This is a genomic window from Acinetobacter sp. 1294596, from assembly GCF_000582925.1.
Taxonomy (GTDB): Bacteria; Pseudomonadota; Gammaproteobacteria; order Pseudomonadales; family Moraxellaceae; genus Acinetobacter; species Acinetobacter radioresistens.
Genome location: NZ_JFCC01000001.1, coordinates 45,581 through 66,733, shown reverse-complemented (window position 1 = coordinate 66,733; position 21,153 = coordinate 45,581). Strand labels below are relative to the sequence as shown.

General features: G+C 43.0%; 16 protein-coding genes and 1 pseudogene. 9 read left to right on the top strand and 8 right to left on the bottom strand.

What is annotated here, in order from left to right; genetic code table 11:
• Window positions 1-27 precede the first annotated feature (27 nt).
• Window positions 28-798 carry a tRNA threonylcarbamoyladenosine dehydratase gene (locus tag J502_RS00320; protein WP_005405898.1) on the top strand — a complete coding sequence of 257 codons (771 nt, stop codon included), beginning with the start codon at window positions 28-30 and terminating at the stop codon, window positions 796-798.
• 65 nt (window positions 799-863) lie between these two features.
• Here the strand turns inward: J502_RS00320 and dusA are convergent, their stop codons facing one another.
• Window positions 864-1,871 carry a tRNA dihydrouridine(20/20a) synthase DusA gene (gene dusA / locus J502_RS00315; protein WP_005405907.1) on the bottom strand — a complete coding sequence of 336 codons (1,008 nt, stop codon included), beginning with the start codon at window positions 1,869-1,871 and terminating at the stop codon, window positions 864-866.
• A 209-nt stretch (window positions 1,872-2,080) separates the two neighbouring features.
• On the opposite strand from dusA, the gene J502_RS00310 reads away from it, so the two are divergent.
• Window positions 2,081-2,731 (top strand): hypothetical protein, encoded by a 651-nt coding sequence (locus J502_RS00310; protein ID WP_005405994.1) that lies wholly within the window; start codon window positions 2,081-2,083, stop codon window positions 2,729-2,731.
• Between the two features lie 21 nt (window positions 2,732-2,752).
• On the opposite strand, the gene J502_RS00305 is transcribed toward J502_RS00310, so the two are convergent.
• Window positions 2,753-3,943 (bottom strand): MFS transporter, encoded by a 1,191-nt coding sequence (locus J502_RS00305; protein ID WP_005405950.1) that lies wholly within the window; start codon window positions 3,941-3,943, stop codon window positions 2,753-2,755.
• Window positions 3,944-4,158: 215 nt separating this feature from the next.
• The gene (locus tag J502_RS00300; RefSeq protein WP_034682681.1) at window positions 4,159-5,082 is read right to left on the bottom strand and encodes a DMT family transporter; all 924 of its coding nucleotides are present in this window, start codon (window positions 5,080-5,082) and stop codon (window positions 4,159-4,161) included.
• A 920-nt stretch (window positions 5,083-6,002) separates the two neighbouring features.
• Between J502_RS00300 and J502_RS00295 the strand changes: the two genes are divergently transcribed.
• The 3 genes from J502_RS00295 to J502_RS00285 are packed head-to-tail and all read left to right on the top strand — an operon-like array spanning window position 6,003 to window position 8,926.
• The gene (locus tag J502_RS00295) at window positions 6,003-7,130 is read left to right on the top strand and encodes a Re/Si-specific NAD(P)(+) transhydrogenase subunit alpha (RefSeq protein WP_005023468.1); all 1,128 of its coding nucleotides are present in this window, start codon (window positions 6,003-6,005) and stop codon (window positions 7,128-7,130) included.
• Window positions 7,131-7,141: 11 nt separating this feature from the next.
• Window positions 7,142-7,465 (top strand): proton-translocating transhydrogenase family protein, encoded by a 324-nt coding sequence (locus tag J502_RS00290; RefSeq protein ID WP_005016254.1) that lies wholly within the window; start codon window positions 7,142-7,144, stop codon window positions 7,463-7,465.
• Between the two features lie 3 nt (window positions 7,466-7,468).
• The gene (locus tag J502_RS00285; protein WP_005023470.1) at window positions 7,469-8,926 is read left to right on the top strand and encodes an NAD(P)(+) transhydrogenase (Re/Si-specific) subunit beta; all 1,458 of its coding nucleotides are present in this window, start codon (window positions 7,469-7,471) and stop codon (window positions 8,924-8,926) included.
• A gap of 621 nt (window positions 8,927-9,547) precedes the next feature.
• On the opposite strand, the gene rsfS is transcribed toward J502_RS00285, so the two are convergent.
• The 5 genes and pseudogenes from rsfS to J502_RS00260 all read right to left on the bottom strand — a co-directional run bounded on the left by rsfS (window position 9,548) and on the right by J502_RS00260 (window position 15,437).
• The gene (rsfS, locus tag J502_RS00280; RefSeq protein ID WP_005016239.1) at window positions 9,548-9,949 is read right to left on the bottom strand and encodes a ribosome silencing factor; all 402 of its coding nucleotides are present in this window, start codon (window positions 9,947-9,949) and stop codon (window positions 9,548-9,550) included.
• A gap of 89 nt (window positions 9,950-10,038) precedes the next feature.
• A complete protein-coding gene (locus J502_RS00275) occupies window positions 10,039-10,827 on the bottom strand; it encodes a hydroxypyruvate isomerase family protein (RefSeq protein ID WP_005405815.1) in 789 nt (262 codons plus the stop codon).
• Between the two features lie 19 nt (window positions 10,828-10,846).
• Window positions 10,847-11,713, bottom strand: coding sequence for an NAD(P)-dependent oxidoreductase (locus J502_RS00270; protein WP_005405688.1), 867 nt, complete (start codon window positions 11,711-11,713; stop codon window positions 10,847-10,849).
• Window positions 11,714-11,728: 15 nt separating this feature from the next.
• A pseudogene (locus tag J502_RS00265) lies at window positions 11,729-12,516 on the bottom strand (crotonase/enoyl-CoA hydratase family protein).
• 116 nt (window positions 12,517-12,632) lie between these two features.
• On the bottom strand, window positions 12,633-15,437 hold the full coding sequence (locus J502_RS00260; RefSeq protein WP_034682679.1) for a GacS-like sensor histidine kinase: 2,805 nt from the start codon (window positions 15,435-15,437) through the stop codon (window positions 12,633-12,635).
• 152 nt (window positions 15,438-15,589) lie between these two features.
• Between J502_RS00260 and cysM the strand changes: the two genes are divergently transcribed.
• The 4 genes from cysM to J502_RS00240 are packed head-to-tail and all read left to right on the top strand — an operon-like array spanning window position 15,590 to window position 21,093.
• Window positions 15,590-16,516, top strand: a complete 927-nt coding sequence (gene cysM / locus J502_RS00255; RefSeq protein WP_005016228.1) for a cysteine synthase CysM — start codon at window positions 15,590-15,592, stop codon at window positions 16,514-16,516.
• A 17-nt stretch (window positions 16,517-16,533) separates the two neighbouring features.
• On the top strand, window positions 16,534-17,352 hold the full coding sequence (locus J502_RS00250; RefSeq protein ID WP_005016226.1) for a 3'-5' exonuclease: 819 nt from the start codon (window positions 16,534-16,536) through the stop codon (window positions 17,350-17,352).
• Window positions 17,353-17,361: 9 nt separating this feature from the next.
• Window positions 17,362-18,753: a 23S rRNA (uracil(1939)-C(5))-methyltransferase RlmD gene (rlmD, locus tag J502_RS00245; RefSeq protein ID WP_005406011.1), complete on the top strand. Its 1,392-nt coding sequence runs from the start codon at window positions 17,362-17,364 to the stop codon at window positions 18,751-18,753.
• 33 nt (window positions 18,754-18,786) lie between these two features.
• Complete coding sequence (locus tag J502_RS00240) at window positions 18,787-21,093, top strand: RelA/SpoT family protein (protein WP_034671800.1); 2,307 nt, start codon at window positions 18,787-18,789, stop codon at window positions 21,091-21,093.
• The last annotated feature ends 60 nt before the right edge of the window (window positions 21,094-21,153 follow it).

The window sequence follows — 21,153 nt, the reverse complement described above, 5'->3', positions numbered from 1 at the left end:
TGATCTGTAATATTTTCATGGAATGTAATGATTGAACTTCTCCGAAACGATGAATATGAGCGCCGATTTGCGGGTGTGGCCAAAATCTATGGAGATGAGGCATTTAATTACTATGAACACAGTCATGTTATGGTGATTGGAATCGGCGGTGTAGGTTCCTGGGCAGTAGAAGCTTTGGCCCGTTCCGGCATAGGTGAGTTGACATTGGTCGATATGGATGTGGTAGCTGCATCTAATATTAATCGGCAGTTACCTGCTATGACCGCTACCTTGGGACAGGAAAAAATTGCTGTCATGGCTGAACGTTGCTATTCCATTAACCCCAGAATTAAGGTCAACTTGGTTGATGACTACCTGTCTTCGGACAATGTAAAAGAGATACTTGCTATGGCGCCTGATCTGGTACTGGACTGTATTGATGATGTCAAAGCTAAACTGGCCCTCATGCTGCATTGCCGCTTTAATAAAATCCCTCTGATTGTTTCTGGTGGAGCAGGAGGCAAGCTTGACCCGCTTAAAATCAGAGTGGCAGATCTGTCAAAAACCGAACAGGATCCTATGCTGGCTAAACTACGTACCCAGTTACGCAGTAAAGGAATTTGCAAAAAGCCAAAAGAGAAATTCGGCATTATCTGTATTTATTCAATTGATAATCCGTTTTCCAGTAGCGAAGTTTGTGCTAGTGCAGGGCTGCGCTGTGGAGGATATGGCTCTGCTGTGGTGGTAACTTCAAGTTTTGCCATGGTGGCAGTCGCAGAGGTTTTGAGAAAACTTGAAGCAATTAAGGCAAAACAGTAACGCTACTGCTTGTATTTTATAATATGCTTTTAGAAATAAAGCCCCTTAAACAGGGGCTTTAACGTTTAAAAAATATGTTGTTCTTTCAGGTAATCTTCAGTGCGCTGCATGGCAGCCTTAATATTCTGAATCGCACTTTCGACATCGGCATAAGTTTTGGCATTTCCTCCACTTAAAGCCTGACGCCATTTTCGGGCTCCAGGTAAATACTGGAATAAACCTAAAATATGCCTGGTAATCACAGATAGTGGTGCACCCTCTTCTAGCCGTTTGGCAATATAAGGAAGCATCTGTTCCATAATTTCAAAACGGTCTGGCATGGGTAAATTCCAGAGCTCACCTAATTCGGCCAGCAGATAAGGATTATGGTAGGCTTCACGGCCAATCATGACACCATCTACATGTTTCAAGTGCTCTTGTGTCTCAGCTAAAGTTTTAACGCCGCCATTAATTTCAATCGTGAGGTCAGGACGTTCCTGTTTTAACCGGTAGACATCCTCATAACGCAAAGGTGGAACTTCACGGTTTTCTTTTGGAGATAATCCTTGTAATAGGGCAATACGGGCATGCACAATAAAATTATTACAACCAGTTTTTGCTACTGTGTCCACAAAATGCAGCATCTCTTCATAAGATTGCATGTTATCAATTCCGATTCGATGTTTAACCGTAACTGGAATATTAACTGCCTGGCGCATCGCTGAAATACATTCTGCCACCAGCTCAGGCTCTGCCATCAGGCAGGCACCAATTTTATTATTTTGTACCCGGTCACTTGGACAGCCGACATTCAGGTTGACTTCATTATAACCCCAGTCCTCAGCCATCTTTGTACATGTGGCCAAATCTTTTGGATTGGAGCCACCGAGTTGGAGTACAATCGGATGTTCTTCCCGATTGTAATTTAGATGGCGGCCAGCATCTCCAAATAAGATCGCTCCAGTCGTGACCATTTCAGTATAAAGGATCACATTTGGATTAAACAGGCGAGCAAAGAAACGGTAGTCACGGGTCGTCCAGTCCATCATCGGCGCAACCGAAATACGAGGCTGAGGTGACTGAAGAATTTGCATATCCGGACCTGAAGCTAACAGAAAAACGAAGAGGCGTATTATACGGGGTTTAGATCTGATACAACAGGGTAAGCTTTTAACTGTAGGGCCAAATCACGAGGTATAAAATAAAATTAACCTCTGGTCACAATAAGTATTTGAAGTAACCTCAGCTTTAGCGCTATTTTAAAAATATAGACAAGATAAAATAATCATAAGTGGGGTAGGCAATGTTAGTGCTAGAAGAGGTTTTCAGAGAAAAAAAAGCCGAATATCCTGAGCATTTTAATTTGCGGATGCAGCGTAGCATCAGCTGGTTGAAGCAATCGATTGATCTCGATGAAAATCCCGGGCTAAAGATACTTAGCCTGTGGATTAGCTTACAGGCCCTATATGTGACCTCAAAAATAAACCAAATTTCACATCAAGAAGAACTCTGCCTATTTTTAAAATCACTCTTGCAATATGATGTAGAAGGGAAACTTGAGCGAACTTTATGGGGAAGGCTTTATCCAGCTATACAGACTTACCTGATGAGTCAATATAGCCGGCAGTCCTACTGGCAATATCGTCATGGCCAGCTAACACAGCCAGAATGGCAGATGCAAGATTTACAGGAGCAGCAAAACTGTGAACAGATATTCAGACATAAAGACACTGCTGCATTACTAGAAATAGTATTTGCAAGATTAATAACGCTACATACTCAAATTCTGCAAGGTGGCATCACCTGCAAAAGCCAGTTACAGGCTGAGCTGAATGAGCTGGCTTCCCGTATCCTGACTACATTGCTTCCTGTGTTAATTTTAATCATGCTGGAACATGGAGAATGTTTTAGCCATAGCCAGCAGCCTTTTTATCCTCAAGTTGCAGTTTGCTAGCTTCTAGGTGATCAAAATTTTTTAAGCCTGCTGCGGCTCATGCTTGATTAACTGGTCAATCAGGGCAAATATTGTTGCAGCTAGAGCTAAAGAGAAACCAGCCAGACAGGTCATCAGCCATCCCCCATGATGCCAAGCATAAATTCCTAATGCAGAACCGCCCGCAGCTCCAATAAAATACATGGTCATGTAAATGGCATTTAAACGGGATTTGGCATCTGGGCGTAGCCGGAAAACAATATTCTGGTTGCAGCTATGCACTATTGCCAAACCCAGATGGATTATACCGAAGCCAGTGACATAACTTATTAAGCTATACTGGGTAAAATAAAATGCAATCCAGCTGATACCTAATAGCCCGCAACCGATCCAGGTAAGAATCCGGGTATAACCTTTATCTGCCTGTTTACCAATCCACTGGGTGGATAAGGCACCAAATATGCCCATAAGAGGTATCAAGCCAATCATAAAGTCAGGTAGCTGGAATGCAGGCCCTGAAAGTAATACTGCAATTGTTGAAAAAAGTGTACTGACTGAAGCGAATGCGCACCCACCGACGAGTGAGCGTAAGACCAGACGTTTTTCTTCTTTAATCAGGCTGGCCATTGAACTAAAAATTTGCAGATAGCCCATCTTGAAACGCATGACATAAGGCAGCCGACTTTTTAGCAGGTAAGCCAGGCATAACATCATGACCGCGCTAGCCAAATAAATAATGTTCCATTCAAATAGATTGGATAATACGCCTGCCAGACTGGTTGAAAGAAGTATCCCGATTAACAGGCCACTCATTAAAAAACCAACGACCTCTCCGGTCTTTTCCGGTTGAACCGCCATGGTAGCCAATGGAATGAGCACCTGAGCAGCAACTGAAAACAGACCTGCTATAACAGTGCCAACCCAGAGCATAGGCAGGTTGATAGCAAAACCACAAAGAAGCAGACCAATAGCAGCAAAAAACATGAGTAAAGGAATAAATCTGCTTTTATTGAGAATATCCCCTAAAGGTACAATAAACAGCAAGCCTAGCGCATAAGAGACCTGAGCAAAAGTAACAGTTAAAGCTGCTTGGGCCTCAGTTACGGCAAAATATTGCTGAATAGAATGTACCAGTGGCTGACAATAATAATTTACTCCTGCACATAGCCCACATGCGATTGCCATTAGCCAGAGCAGTGGTCTGTTCTGGCTAATATCCTGAGAGTTATCCATTTTACTTTTCCGGAATTAAAAAATGGCCAAATCTGGCGGTTACTTTTCTGAAACTGTATTTGCTATAGAGATGCAGGGCAGCTCCAGCTTACATTAAGTTGCTGCTATTCTACTTTGATACGCAGTTATTTAAGATTCTTCATGCACTCTTTTAGCACATTATGAAAATAACTATTATAGACAAGCAGAATATCTAACTTCCATAAAAGTAAAATTCAATGCTGCAGCTTTCGCTTACTTAATGTAATTATCATTACACCAACAATATTTAAGATACATCCTAGCCACTGCCAGCCATTCAGGTATTCGTCTAAAAATACTACGGCCAGAAGCAGTGTCAAAATTGGTCCAATAGAGGAAATCATGGCTGATTGCGCTGCACCCAATCGCTCTATACTCTGCATAAGTAAAATAGTGGGTAATACCGTCACCAGAATTCCCAGTGCAATACCGTACCAGATCACAGAGGCAGGTAACTGTGTAATCAGTCCTAAAGGTTGGGGGGTGGCAAGAAAATAATGTATTAAAGTACCACCACAAGCTACACTCAGAGCTAGGCCTGTAAAATTCCAGGAACCAAATTTATGGATTAGATGCGGTGTAAGCAAAAGGTAAGCTGAAAAGGCCACAGCACTGGCAAAAACCAGTCCTGCACCTAACCATAAAGAGTTTTCAGGACCAGACTGAGGTTCCTGTAACATCACCAAAACTGTACCACCATAGCTGAGTAAAATTGCAAAAAGCATTTTTGGAGCGAGCTTTTGCCGGTAAATCAGACTAGAAGCCAGTACCGTTAGAGTTGGATATAAAAATAGGATAATCCTTTCCAGTGAGGCACTGATAAACATTAATCCTAAGAAATCAAGCCAGCTGGCAAGGTAATAGCCGAGTATTCCCGCCAACACCAGTAATAACCATTCTCGCGGTCTGATATCCTGATTACGGTGACGATTCAGCCAGCAAATAATAAGAAAAAAGGGTAAGGCACTCGCCATTCTCAGCGCCATCAATAGCGTAGCGTCAACCAGTGGAGAAAGAGCATAAGTCTGCTTGATAAAAATTGCTTTGGTACTAAATAGAAAAGCAGAGCAAATGGCAAACAGGGAACCAAGCTGTATCCGGGTAATGGAAAATTTCATTTTATAGTCTTGTTTAATCACTTTGCCTGATGCAGCCAGAGCGGCAAACGTATCGATACTTGAATTATAAAGTTTTACCGTGGCGAGAGAAAATATAAAAAAGTCATTAATCCTTAAAGCTTAGGGAATAAGTCAATTTGTTAAGATTATTTATTAGAGAAAGATTCGCTTTATCAGAACACAGCAGAATAATCACTATATATAGAAATTTAATTTATACAGTCTTAGCTCTTGTTCTGTTTATGCCCAAAAATAGTGCAATTTAAATCAAAAAATAGAAATAGATCAGCTGTTCATCATCAGATAAAATGATGAAAAAACTTTTTCTGTAAATTTCTATATTTTTTTCAAACTATGATAAAGCTCTAGATTTAACAAAATATCTATCACTACTAAGTGTAGCTAACCAGTTTAATATGCTTTATTCATGATTCACTTTTTTGTCTAGAACTTTAAAGAACACTGCTATTTTCTTATTTTAATGAACTCACTATTCTGTCAGAAAAGCAAAATATGCCGTCATGTAGAATTAAATTGAGTACAGGTTACTGGAAAATAAAGTCGGCAAGTGGTGTGATGAATGTTTAAAAGTGTTCCATTCATTGTCAGAAATGCCATTCAATGTTGCTATAGAAAATTATAAAAAATATATAACAAGGAAATTAAAAGAAAGGGTGGATAAAAAATAAACATAATGAATAAAAAATATTCATTTAATGTATAAATAATAATTATATTTTATGGTTGGATTTTTTATATTTATGAATCATCAGTTCAAAATATAGGTATTTATTAAATAAATATTGGGTAGTATTTTAAAACGGTTCAATTAGAATCCAGAAATTCAACAAGAATACATCCTGGGGGAAACATCGTTTTTGGCGATGTTTACTTAAGAAAAATTAGCTTGAGGAACGCTCATGCAGATCGGAATCCCAACCGAAACTGTTATCGGTGAAAATCGTGTGGCTGCTACGCCAGAGACAGTAAAAAAGTTGATCAATGCTGGTCATAGTGTCGTTATTGAACGTGGAGCAGGGGTTAAAGCTGCTTATATAGATAGCGCTTATGAACAGGTTGGTGCAACCATAACCGATGATGCCTATCAGAATAGCCAGATTATTTTAAAAGTTCGGGCACCTAAAGGGGAGGAGATTCAGAAACTTTCTCCTCATACAACGGTTGTGGCAATGTTTGATCCATATCGTAATACTGAGCTTGATCAGTTTGCATCACAACAGGTTTCTGCATTTGCCCTTGAGTTGTTGCCCCGTACTTTGTCTCGTGCACAAAATATGGATGTACTGTCTTCACAGGCCAACTTGGCCGGTTACAAATCGGTACTGCTGGCGGCCAATGAATATCAACGTATGTTCCCAATGCTGATGACCGCGGCTGGTACTGTAAAGCCCGCCCGTGTAGTGGTCATGGGAGTGGGTGTTGCAGGCCTGCAGGCAATTGCAACAGCTAAGCGCCTGGGTGCAGTAGTTGAAGCAACTGACCTGCGTCCAACTGCAAAAGATCAGGTTGAGTCTTTGGGTGGCAAATGGCTGGATGTACCCATGTCTGCAGAAGAGCAGCAACGTGCTGCGGAAGCTGCAAAAAATGGTTACGGCTGGATGCCTGGTGAACAATATATTAAAGATCAGGCCGCTATTGTTGATAAAGCTGTTTCCAATGCCGATATTGTAATTACTACGGCACTGCTACCTGGCCGCGATGCGCCGCGTCTTATTAAAGCTGAAACTGTGGCCAAGATGAAACCGGGCTCAGTCATTCTGGATATGGCAGTTGAGTCAGGCGGTAATGTAGAAGGCTCTAAATGTGGTGAGACAGTCACGACCAGTAATGGTGTAAAAATTCTGGGTGTGCCGAATATTCCTGCCACTGTGGCGACAGAAGCTTCAGCATTGTATGCCCGTAATGTATTCAATTTTGTCGAAACCCTGTTTGATCAAGAAAAAAACTTTACGGTTAACCTGGAAGACGAAATTCAAAAAGCCCTGCTGGTCACTCACAATGGCCAAGTCCTGCTTAAACGTGGTTAAGGAGACTGCTCATGGTTGAAACTATTACAATTTTTGTCCTAGCCATCTTTGTGGGTTATTACGTGGTATGGGGCGTTACTCCGGCATTACATACACCGTTGATGGCAGTAACCAATGCACTTTCCTCAATTATTATTGTGGGTGCCATGATTCAGACAGTAGGTATGCCTGTGTTTGGTGTAGATGCAAATGTAGCGTTCCAGAGCATCAATGTAGTGAGTGTACTTGGTGCAATCGCAGTCTTTCTGGCCAGTATTAATATTTTTGGCGGTTTCGCTGTAACGGCACGCATGCTTGAAATGTTTAAGCCAAAGCAAAAGAAAAAAGAGGGCTAATAAATGGAATTTATTCGAGCAAATGCGGATTGGTTCTACCTGATTGGTGCCATTCTTTTTATTCTGACCTTACGCGGTTTATCAGGCCCTAAAACAGCGATTGCTGGTAACCGTTATGGCATGATTGCTATGGCGATTGCGGTAATCACTACATTCTTTGTTGCAGATCATCCAGTCATCTGGATGATTGTAGGAGCAATGGTACTGGGTGGGTTAATTGGTATTGCCCGGGCACGTACTGTACCGATGACTCAGATGCCGGAAACTGTAGCTTTAATGCATTCTCTGGTGGGTCTGGCAGCAGTTCTGATTGCGATAGCAGCCATTCTGCATAATAACCAGCTCAGCGCATTGTTTTTACAAAATGAAGCGGCCCTGACTGCTGCTGGAGTTGAACATGCCCATATGAACAAGGTTCACCTGTTTGAACTGTTTGTGGGTTGTTTTGTAGGTGCAATTACCTTTACAGCCTCAGTATTTGCTTACGGTAAATTGGCTGCAAAGAAATGGGCTAAAACGATCTCTGGCGGCTGGGTAAAACCAGTACAGGCGATTATCTTTATTGCCATGTTAGCATGCGGTTTTTACTTCTTTACAACAGGTAATATGCAGGCGTTCTGGGCAATGACTATCTTGGCACTGGTCTTTGGCTGGGTATGGATTGCACCAGTTGGCGGTGGTGATATGCCGGTAGTGGTTTCGTTACTCAACTCTTTTTCTGGCTGGGCGGCTGCGGGTATTGGTTTTACCTTGGAAAATAATATGCTGATAGTGGCAGGTTCACTGGTGGGTTCATCAGGGGCTATTTTGTCTTATATCATGTGTAAAGCCATGAATCGCTCTATCATTAATGTACTGTTTGGTGGCGCGATGGGCGGTACTGCGGTCGCAGGAAGTGCAGCCGCAGGTGAGCAGGTACAGCGTAACCACCGTTCAGGTTCAGCTGATGATGCTGGCTTCCTGATGTCAAATGCAGACAGTGTAGTAATTGTGCCAGGTTATGGAATGGCGCAAGGCCGTGCGCAAAATGCGGTCAAGGAATTAGCCAATCTGTTAAAAGAGCAGGGTGTTACTGTACGGTTTGCAATTCATCCGGTTGCAGGCCGCATGCCGGGGCATATGAACGTTTTACTTGCTGAAGCTGATGTACCTTATGAAGATATTCTGGAAATGGATGAGATTAACTCAGATTTCCCAGCAACTGACGTGGTACTGGTAATTGGTGCAAATGATGTAGTCAATCCGGCTGCTAAAGATGATCCAAACTCGCCAATCTATGGTATGCCAATTCTTGAAGCGCATAAGGCACGTACTATCATGGTAATCAAACGTTCAATGGCAACTGGTTATGCTGGACTCGATAATGACCTGTTCTACAACGAAAAAACTATGATGATTTTCGGTGATGCGAAGAAAGTGGTCGAGGATATGACCAAAGCAATTAATGGCACGGGTCACTAATTTCTAAAAAATAATGAAAGCCATCTTAGGGTGGCTTTTTTTATAATCTTATTTAATGTAGGCAAACAAAATTTATTCTAAACTCCTATATAGTATTCAATTTAGCTTTCCTCATCTGTTTTATGGTATTTATTAAAAATTAAAGAAATCATTTATAACCCTTTCTATTATTTATATTGAATCTACTGTCTTATAGACTGGCAGGGTTAAGCCTGCAGGTTTAATTTAAATTGCTATTTCTTTTATAAAAAATATATTAAAGAAAATAATTGATCTGTTTTACGCCTTATATCTTCTATCTTTAATCCGTATACCTTACTTAATAGGAGTAGTAATGCATAGTATATTTGCTCGAAATAAATACTTTTAAAATGGTGGGCAATATGCTGCCTCACCTTTTCATATTGAATGCGGGAGAATAGGGAGTTTTAAATATTGCTATTCAGGAGGATTTAACCGGTTTGAAATTTTATGCATTATTCGACTTAAACTGGTCAAAAAAAACAGATCATATCCAAAAAATAAGTGGCATATCGGTTTTTTAACAGCTTTATATAATGAATTATTAAAAAGGTATTAAATATAAAAAAGCGACCGAAGAGGTCGCTTTTTCAGGGAGTTTTACGCTACAGATTCGGGTGCATTACGCCATAAGCTTTCTAGATCGTAGAACTTACGTGCAGTAGGTAGCATCACATGTACCACTACATATCCTAAATCAATCAGGATCCATTCTGCATCACGTTCGCCTTCAATACCTATAGGGCGGAAACCGGCTTTACGTGCTTCATCAGCAACATTATCAGCCAAAGCTTTTACATGACGTGTTGATGTACCACTTGCGATTACAATTGCATCAGCAACATTACTGATTGAACTGACATCAAGTTCAATAATATCTTTAGCTTTTACATCGGTTAAAGCATTGTGCACAACTTTTAAGCATTCCTGCACACTCTGGCTTTGAGAATTCATGGCGAGATCGTAAGAATTAGACACGCTGGGCGATGGTTCTAAATTCATAAAAAACATATTTTCCAGACTATTATTCAGTATCTAATATAGCGCTTTTATGAACAGATTTCAAATTATCGCGCGTAACATTTTATGTATTAAATCTGATCAGGAAAATATTTATTTTTCCAGTGAAAAGAAGCGTTTGAGTGAGCTCTTGGTTTATACTCTGCAGCAATAAATCCTGAATATTTACTTTGCTTTAACCAAGTGAAAATCTCTGAATAAGAAATCTGGGCCGTATCAGGCTCATGTCGTCCCGGGCAGTCAGCAAACTGAATATGTCCAATTGAAGCAATGTTTTCTTGCAAGGATGCCAACACATCTTCATCCATCATTGCCATATGGTAGCAATCATATTGCATTTTTAAGGCTGGATGGTTGACTGCTTCAAGCATTTCCTGAGCCTGTGCTATGTTTTGTACCAAGAAGCGTGGCATGTCTGTGCCATTGATCATCTCAAAAACTGGCTGAATTCCCTGCTCTGCTGCAAGGTGACAGGCCAGTTTCAAGTTGTGTGCCAAGGTGTTCAGACAAGGCAGTAAATCTGCATCTTCGGGCTGTTTACCGGCCAGTATATTTATACTGGGTACTCTAAGTGCTATGGCATAATCAATGGCCTGTTCAAGAGCACGATGAAAGGCAATTTCCTGCCCCGGGACTCCTGCTAGGCCATTACCGCCTTGCATCAGGTCGCCAGCCGGTACATTGATCAGACATAGACCCAATTTGTATTTGTGCAGCTGTCTGGCAATCTGTTCTATTTCGAGTTCATAAGGAAACTGGATTTCGACATGCTGGAAGCCATGCGCATGAGCAAGTGCAAAACGCTCAATGAGTGGCACTTCAGTAAAGATCATGGACAGATTAACTGCAAGCTTACACATGTTTTCATTCCTTGAACAATTAAGATTTGACCTGCTGAATCACGGTAGCCAGGTCTTTTTCCGCAAAACCATTTTGCTGGTGTGAAGTTAACTGTGTTAAGGCCTGCTTTGCTACAGGTATATCAAGTTTGAACTGTTCTGCCAGCTTAACTGCATTGCCCAGATCTTTTGATAAAGTCTGCACTTTCCATTGTACCGGTTCAAATACATGAGTAGCCATACGCGGAGCAAGAATCTGAAACGGTTTTGAGTCGGCAAAACCACCTGCAAGTGCAGGAGCTAATAGCCGGGTATCAACACCAGCCTGTTCTGCTAGCGCAACTGCTTCGGCAATTAATATACTGTTGGCCGCAACGATGAGCTGGTTGCAGATTTTGGTCGCCTGACCTGTGCCTGTTTCTCCCATACGAGTCACACGTTGTGACAAAACATTGTAGACTAAGGTGAGGTCCTGAATTTTTTCAGCATTTCCACCAGCGAAAATCACTAGTGTTCCCTGTTCGGCTCCTGCTGTACCCCCTGATACGGGAGAGTCAATCCAGTTGACATGTTGCCGTCGGGCTGCCTGTGCCAGTTCCAGGGTTTTATCTACTGATAGACTGGAAAAATCTACAATGGTCTGGCCGGGTTTTAAATAGGGCTGGATCTGGTTGAAAACTTGCTGGACAGCCTGATCATCTGCCAGACAAGTCAGAATAATTTTATAACGTCCCAGTTGCTCCAGATCTAATGCTTTTGCACCTGTGTCAAGCAGGGGGGCGCAAGCAGAAGCTGTCCGGTTCCAGACTGCGACCTGAAAGCCGGCATGAATCAGGCGTGCAGCCATGCGGCTTCCCATCAGTCCCATGCCTAAAAATGCTATTGGAGTGTCACGGTTAAAACTCATCAGTCTCGCTCTCTATTATTTGTATTGACGCGGCAGATATTCAATTTCAGGACGTTTATCTTTTTGACGGGCAAGACGTGTGTTTTTTGCTAGTAATAACTTGAATTGCCAGATTTTTTCTAGCCGTAATGACTGTTTTGGCTGATGTTGCATTGCTTCCAGAACCCGTTTTGCAGCCAGTAAAGCATCAGGTGAGCGTTGCAGCATTTCTTGTGCCAAAGCTTGAGCCCGTACTAGAGGCTGTTCATCCAAATGAGTTACTAAACCAATTTCTTTGGCATATTGAGCTTTGAAAATCCGTGCGGTCAGTGTTAATTCCTTAGCCAGATCTATACCCACCAGACCTTTTAAAGAACGTGACAGACCCATATCAGGAACTAGGCCCCAGCGACTTTCCATGATCGACATCTTTGTTTCAGGGTGGGCAATGCGAATATCGGCAGCCAGTGCAAGCTGCATTCCAGCACCAAAACAGAAACCTTCGAGGGCTGCAATTACCGGAACTGGCAGGTTTTGCCAGACAGAAAGGCTTTCTGGAAAAGGCTTTGACCGGGTTTGAGCAGCTCCCAAACAGCATAGGCCCGGTTTTTAGGATTATTGAGGTCACCCAGATCAATACCCGCGCTAAATACATTGGCCTCACCTGTTAGAATAACACAGCGGATGGAACGATCTTTTTCTATAGTTTTGGCTGTACTGACCAGTTCACGTAACAAAGCAAAACTCATTGCATTACGTTTCTCTGGCCGGTTCAGATAGACTATCGCTATCCCATTATTTTTTTCTATACGCAGTAGTGCCATTTTTCTAACTCTTATTTTCTCTCTTGAGGCTGAGCATACCATTGCATGACCTCAGATGCATGACAGCCGAGTCACGTAAATGAGCTGTGTCTTGCATTTAAGTCAATTTATTTGCTTTAAGAAGCATCCAGAATGTGCCGGGCAGCAGTCTCAACTTCATGAATGATTGCTGTTAGTTCATCAAAACGGTTTAAGGTTTCCTGAATAAAAGCTTCATCTGCCTTACGGCGTTCTTTGCGCAAGGTAGAGACAAACTGTTCAAAACTTCCGCTGGTCTCCTGTAACTTGGGCGTACCTACATAACGGGTGGCGCCATATAGACGGTGCAGTACATGTTCAAGCTGGGGAAAATCTTCCAGCTCAATCAATTGCTGCATTTCAGCCAGTTCAGCCGGAAAACTGTCCACCAATATCTTAAGCAGATCATGGGCCAGGTCTTCCTTGTTCGCTGCCAGTTGAAGGCTTTGTTGCCAGTCCAGAACTTCAGGGTCTAGAGCATCAAGTAAAATACCGCTTTCAATTGCGGGAGGCTGATTAAACTGATTATTGGTCCACTGCGTCAGGATATGAATCAGCTGATCAATTTGAATGGGTTTGGTGACATAGTCATCCATCCCTACTTTCAGCAGTTTATTTTTTTCATCGGCTAAAGCATGAGCAGTCAGGGCGATAATCGGTAGATGGACTTCTCCCTCTAGCGTTGACTCCAGTGAGCGGATAGCCCGGGTGGTGTCAATTCCCGACATTACCGGCATCTGGATATCCATAAAGATCAGGTCAAATAGTTTTTCTTTGCGCTCAATCTGATGATGCAGGATATCTAGTGCTTCCTGCCCACTGAGCGCTTTGGTGGTTGTAACGTTAAGCTCGCCTAGTAATGCCTCAAGTACAATCAGATTTGGTAAGTGATCATCGACAGCCAATATATGCAAGCCACGGCCATTAAAACTTTCAAGGCTATCCTGTTCAAATACTGGCTGGTTGCTGAGTAGCTGAATTAATGCGGTACGGCTAAGAGGCTGATACAGAGGACGTGCACGATATTCAGTAAGAATATTCGGCTCAAGCACCATCTGGTATCCATAAACAGCAAGATGTCCCGAATAGCGGCTACGAATTTCTTTTAGTAATGCTTCACTGTCACCACTATGGTCTACAATGAGCCAGGTATTCTCACTCTGGTCTTTTAGCTGGTTCAGGCGGCTGAACAGATCCAGAATTGACTGTGTCTCAGTATGTTTAACCTGATAATTTTCCAGATAATGACGCAATACGTTAGCAGTAGCTGGATGGGCCAAGAAGGATAAAACATGAATATGTTCGAAATTCGGATGTTGCTGTTCATGCTCATCTTCTACGCCAAACATGGCGGTAAACCAGAATGTTGAGCCCTTTTCTGTAGGTGCACGCTCCTGATTATCTTCAAATCCGATTTGTCCCTGCATCAGGTGTACTAACTGTTTAGAGATTGCAAGCCCTAGACCTGTTCCTCCAAACTGGCGTGTTACCGAAGTATCACCCTGTGAGAAAGACTCAAACAGTTTTTTGCGATCAGTACCGCTCAGACCAATGCCGCTATCCTGCACACTGAAATGTAAGAGACATTGTTCCATACCATCTTGTTCCATCCGCGCCCGGACAATAATCTCACCATCTGGGGTGAATTTGATTGCATTGGAAATCAAATTGGTCAGAATCTGCTTGAAGCGCAGTACATCACCTACAATATATTGCGGAACATCATCACCATAATAAAATGCCATATCGATCTGTTTTTGTGCGGCAAGGGGTGACAGCATATCCATTACATCAAAAATAGCTTCCTCAAGATCAAATGGTGCAGTTTCAAGCTCAAGCTTACCGGCATCAATTTTAGAAAAATCCAGTACATCGTTAATCAGGGCCAGCAGGTGAGCAGAAGATTTACGGATAGTCTGCAAATACAGGTTCTGCTCATTGCTAAGATTATCCTGCCTTAGCATCAAGTGAATAAAACCGTCAATACTGTTTAGCGGGGTACGTAATTCATGCGAGATATTGGCTAGAAATACTGACTTGGCCTGATTTGCAGAAATTGCCTGATCGCGTGCCTGGCGATAAGTAATATTCTGAACCTCTAAGGTGTCCAATGTCCGGCGCAGGTCATCTTCAGTCTGTTCGGTATGTTCTTTTAGCTCCAGAAAGCTAAAATGTAGGCGTTTCACTACATTGGCAATATCGCGCTGTAAGAGTCTCAGCTCGCCAGTACTATTAATAATAATGTGCTGGTCTAAAGTATCGACATTTAACCGCTGTAGCTGCATGCGGATCTCATACATCGGCGCAATCCAGCGCCGTGAATAAAAATTCAGGCACAGTAACAGCAATAATAAGGTTAAAAGCCCGGTAGCGATCAACACTATCATGACCCGGTAACGCGCAATTTCCAATGGCTGGTTGTCCATTTCAATAACCAGCCAGACTTTATTGGCTGGATCAGAAGATATCTGCAAGCCATAAAGATGATTGTGATGATAGGAAACAGGTCCAAAAAAGATAGAGTTTTGTGGAGGCTTTATTTGGGATGGCTCGCTTTGGAAGCCTATATCTAAATAGCTTTTACCATTTTTATCAATAATCATGGCACCTTGCAGGTGCTGCTCAATAAACATGTACTGTAGAATGTTACGTGCTTGAGTGTAACGGTCGGGGTTTTGACTAAGCAAATAAAACAACTGCTGGGCTACATGCTCATAGCGAGTCAGAATTGCAGTGGCTGTATGGCGCTGCTGGGCCTTAGCCGCATTCGAAATTTCAGTTAAAACCAGTGCCGCGCCAACACATGCAAGAACCATAATGGGGACAAAAATCAAGGCAATAAGCTGCCCATAGGCATGATTTAAATGTAGGCGCTTGGATAGTTTCTTATTCAGATTCGACATGGCTTGAGCTGTTCATTCCCCATGCAGGCATATTAGCATGCTTTATATAAAACTGGCCGTGCATTAAGCGGTTTTAAGAAAACCACGTTAAATGAGTGCAGGCGCAAGCATTTTTTCATACAATACTGATCACCTCGATATAGGTGCATACAATGACAACGATGACCCCTGACTTTACCGCGGATGAATTTCTGCTGGACTATTATGTTGGAAAAACTCCACTGGTACGTTTACAGCGCTTGGCTAGCCACACTCGAGCGACTGTACTGGCCAAGCTTGAAGGAAATAATCCAGCTGGCTCGGTAAAAGACCGCCCTGCTTATAATATGATTATGCAGGCTGAAAGGCGTGGACAGATCAAACCGGGTGATACGCTCATTGAAGCCACAAGTGGAAATACCGGTATAGCGCTAGCAATGGTAGCGGCTATGCGTGGTTATAAAATGAAGCTGATCATGCCGAGCAATATGAGTCAGGAACGTAAAGATGCCATGCTGGCTTATGGTGCTGAGCTGATTGAGGTGACACCACAGCAGGGAATGGAAGGTGCCCGTGACCTCGCGCTGCAAATGGAGCAGGACGGTAAAGGTTTGGTGCTTAACCAGTTTGGAAATCCGGACAATGTAGAGGCCCATTATCTCACCACAGGACCAGAAATCTGGAAACAGACGGGGGGTAAAATCACCCATTTTGTTAGCTCTATGGGTACGACCGGTACCATTATGGGGGTATCAAAATATCTTAAAGAGCAGAACCCGGATATCCAGATTGTGGGCTTGCAGCCATCTGAGGGTTCAAGTATTGCAGGTATTCGCCGTTGGCCCGAACAATATCTTCCTACAATTTTTGACCGTAGCCGTATTGACCGCACGATCGACATTCCACAGATTGAGGCTGAACGCACTATGCGCAGATTGGCTCGGGAAGAGGGAATCAGTGCCGGTACTTCATCAGGTGGAGCGGTCTGGGCTTCTTTACAGCTTGCAGAAGAAAATCCGGATGCCGTCATCGTCTGTATAATTTGTGATCGTGGTGACCGTTATCTGTCTACCGGTTTGTTTTCAGCTGAAGATAAATAATTATTCAAGAGAATTACATGCGCTTACCTGTCCTGATTTTTGATATCGAAACACTGACCGACTTGAAGGCAGGTGCGCACCTGTACAATCTGGATTTACCGGATGATGAGCTTGAACAGGCTTTGATTAAGCTGCGTCGTCAAGAAGCAGGGACTGATTTTCAGCGCCTGCCTTTACACGAGATTGTCTGTATTTCAGGCCTCTGGGTTGATGAACATGGCATGCGGCTATTTTCTTTTAGTCAGGAGCAGTATGCTGAGGCAGAAATTCTCAGAAAGTTTCTTTCCATTTTTGAAAAGCGCCATCCCACTCTGGTGAGCTGGAACGGGTCACAGTTTGACTTACCCGTTATTTTATTTCGCACCATGTATCATGGTCTTTCTGCTCCGAGCCTGTTTGATCAGGGCGAAATTGATATTCAGAAGCGCTATAATAATTACCAGAACCGTTATCATCACCGTCATGTCGACCTAATGGACGTGATGGCCATGTTTAATGGCCGCAATTTTCAGAAACTTGATGACGCTGCACAATTGCTGGGTTATCCGGGCAAGCGTGCAGAAGGTTACCGAGTGCCTGAGCAGGTACAGCATGGTGAATGGCTAGAGCTAAGCCAACACTGTGAAGGAGATGTGCTAAATACTTGGCTGATCTATCTGCGTTGGCTACTGTTGAAAGGTCAATTGCTTGCAGAGGATCATCGTTTCTGGATTCAATCCACAATTGCGTATTTAAGCCAGCAGCCACAACAAGCGGATTTTGTTCGCCTGTGGCAAGACAGTTCGCAGCATACCGAATTTACTTCACATTATATTTTTCCTACAGTTAGAGATTAGGTTATTTCCTTGAGACACAAAGCTAAACCGCGTTCGGCTCAACCTGCGCATTATGTATTTAAGGTTGAGGCGTTTTCCCATGAAGGACGGGGTATTGCTCACTATGGAAATGAGCCGGGACATCCGGTAGAAAAGCAGGGTAAAAAGGTTTTTATTACCGGTGCCTTGCCAGGAGAAACTGTTCAGGCCCGAATCACTCATCACACCAAAAGATTGGAAGAAGCAGACAGTGTTCAATTACTGAGTGAGCCATCCTCATATCGTATTGAACCCGTCTGTCCGCATTTTGGTCTATGTGGAGGATGCAGTCTTCAACATATGCACCCAGATGAACAGATCCGTTTCAAGCAAGACGTCCTGGCTTCACATCTTAAGCATTTTGCTGCCATTGAACCTGAAGAGTGGCTACCCGCTTTACGTTCGACTCGAGAAGACTACCGTCGTAAAGCCCGTATAGGGGTGCGATTTTTAGCTAAAGAGCAAAAGCTGAAATTTGGTTTTCGTGAGCGTCAAACTAATCATCTGGTCTCTATTCAGACTTGCAAGGTACTGGACCGAGCTATGGCTGGCCACTTAAATGAGCTACAATTGTTACTCGAAAGTCTAACAGCCAAAGCAGCCATTGGGCATATAGAATTGGCCATGGGTGATCACGATATTGCTTTGGTCATTCGTAATATAGAGAAATTACCTCAAGTCGATGTCAACCAATTAACACAATATGCGTTAAGCAGGCAGTGGCAACTGTATTTGCAGCCTGCTGGACCAGAGAGTTTGTATCGGGTAGATCAGCCGGATGCATCAAAGTATTTGCATTATCGTCTGGAAGAGTTCGATATCGATTTTGCTTTTTCTCCACTAGATTTTACTCAGGTTAACTCTACAGTGAACTCGCAAATGGTCAGTCTGGCATGTAATTTGCTAAATCTACAGCCAGGTGAGCGTGTACTTGACCTGTTTTGTGGATTAGGAAACTTTTCTTTACCTCTGGCTCGCTGTGTAGGTGAGTCCGGTCAAGTAATTGCTGTAGAGGGAAGTGAAGACATGGTTAAACGCGGTACTGAAAATGCCCGTAGCAATAAATTATTGAACGTGCGTTTCTATTCACAAGATTTAACAAAAGATTTTTCTTCTCATTCTTGGGCAAAGCAGGGTTTTGATGCATTATTAATTGATCCTCCGCGGGCAGGAGCAGAAGAAGTAATGCATTATCTTCCTAATTTTAATGCGAAAAGAATCGTTTATGTTTCATGTAATCCAGCAACTCTGGCAAGAGATGCAGGTATTTTGGTAGAGCATGGGTATCGGTTAAAAAAAGCTGGTGTGATGGATATGTTTACTCATACCGGGCACGTAGAATCAATTGTGTTATTTGAAAAAATTAACAAGATAAACGATTAAAAAACATGAGTTACATGTGTATAGGAGAAGGGTATGGTCACAGTACGTGAGCAGCTTCCTGGACGACTAACCGAGTTGTCTGATGAAGCGACTGTCGAGCATGCCGAAGAAGCACAGCTGGATTTAGTCTCATGGCTAGACCGCGTGCGTGATATTCTAGGTGGGGCAGAGCTGAAGCAGCTAGAAGAAGTCGCTCAGCTAACATTAGAAAAAGAGCTGGAAACCAACGTCAATCACCGATCCAACACCTTTTATACCGGTGTGGAAATGGCAGATATTCTGGCGCATCTGCATGTAGATGAAGATACGCTCTCAGCGGCTATGCTGTACCGCAGTGTACGTGAAGGGATTACCAGTCTTGAACTGGTGCAGGAACGATTTGGTGAGAATGTCTATAACCTGGTCAAGGGCACCTTGGCCATGGGTAAACTCTCTGAACTGATTGAAAAGAATAAACGTCTCGAAGATCATTTTAATAATAATCAGCGCGAGCATTTGACCGGCATTTATAAAATGCTGATTTCAGTCACTGAAGATGTGCGTGTGGTGTTAATCAAGCTGGCTGAACGTACGTATGCCTTGCGTGAACTGGCTAAGTCTTCTAAAGAGCGTCAGGAGCGGGTAGCAAGGGAAATTCTGACGATTTACTCGCCACTGGCGCACCGTTTGGGCATTGCACAGCTTAAGTGGGAGCTTGAGGATCTGGCATTTCGCTACTTGGCTCCTGAGCGTTATAAAGAAATTGCATCTTTACTCAATGAAAAACGTCTGGAACGTGAACATTATATTCAATTTGTCATCGATAAACTGAAAAATGAACTGGCTGATTACGGGATCGAGGCAGAGATTACCGGCCGTGCCAAACATATTTATTCAATTTACCGTAAAATGAAAAGCAAGAGCTTAAGTTTTGATCAGCTCTATGATATTCGTGCTTTGCGGGTACTCGTGCACAGCGTACCAGAGTGTTATCATGCTCTCGGGATTGTGCATCAAATCTGGCGACATATACCGCATCAGTTCGATGACTATATTACCAACCCTAAAGGCAATGGTTACCGCTCCTTGCATACCGCAGTAATTGCAGAAAATAAGTCTCTAGAGGTTCAAATCCGGACTTATGACATGCATGAAGAAGCTGAGCTTGGTGTATGTTCACATTTTAACTATAAGGAAGGTTCTAAAACCACTGACCATTCCTTTAATCATCGCTTGCATTCTTTACGGGCGGTTCTTGAGCATTATCAGGAACGTAATGAAAGTAGTGGCTATCAGCAGAGTGATGAAACCGAAAATTTTGAGCATATTCAAGAATTCGAGGATTTTGAGAAAATCTATGTCTTTAGCCGTGATGGTGACATTAAAGAATTACCACGGGGTTCGACCGTACTTGATTTTGCCTATCATGTACATACTGAAGTCGGGAACAAATGCTATGCCGCACGGGTCAACCAGCGTTATGTCCCTTTAACCTATAGCCTGAAAACAGGTGAGCAGGTAGAAATTCTTACCAAAAAAGACCGGGAACCGAACCGGGACTGGCTGGGGAATTCGCTAGGTTATATTCGCACCGCGCGAGCACGCGATAAGTTGCGTCACTGGTTCAGACAGCAGGACCGGAGCAAAAATCTTGAAGTGGGGCGTGACCTGCTGAATAAAGAGTTATCGCGTCTGGCAATTCATCCAAAGAGTATTGATTTAAGTGATTATTGCAATCATTTTAACGTTAAAAGTGGTGATGATATTCTGATTGGGCTAGTGAATGGAGACCTGAGCCTGCATGCCCTGATTAATCAGGTGAACCGGCACATGCATCTGGATCAGGACGAGCCTGAGCTGGTACTCAAACCGACACTGAATCCACGTGCCAGTCATACTTTATCGGCGCATGGTATCCTGATCGACGGGCTGGACAATGTCGAGTTGCATATTGCCCAATGCTGTCAGCCAGTACATGGTGAAAGTATTGCGGGCTATATTACCTTAAACCGAGGAGTCAGCATTCATAAGGTGGGATGCCCGGATTATATGCGTATGATCAGTCAAGAGCCTGAGCGTGCAGTTGAAGCAGACTGGGAAATGCAGCCTACTCGTGGCCAGAGTGTGCAGATTGTGGTAGAAGCCTATGACCGTCGTGGTCTGCTTAAAGATCTGACTCAGGTCATTTTTGCAGACCAGATCAATATCCGGCAGGTCAATACTATCTCTGAAGCTGATGGTATTGCCAATATGAAGTTGTTAATTGAGGTTAAAGGGCTGGCACAATTATCACGTTTGCTTGCCCGTTTGGAGCAGCAACCAGGAATTATCAGCGCACGCCGTCTGGTTCAGGGTAATTAGATCTAAAATTTCTGAAAAAATATGCTTCCATTGAGAAGCATATTTTTATTTTAATCGGTA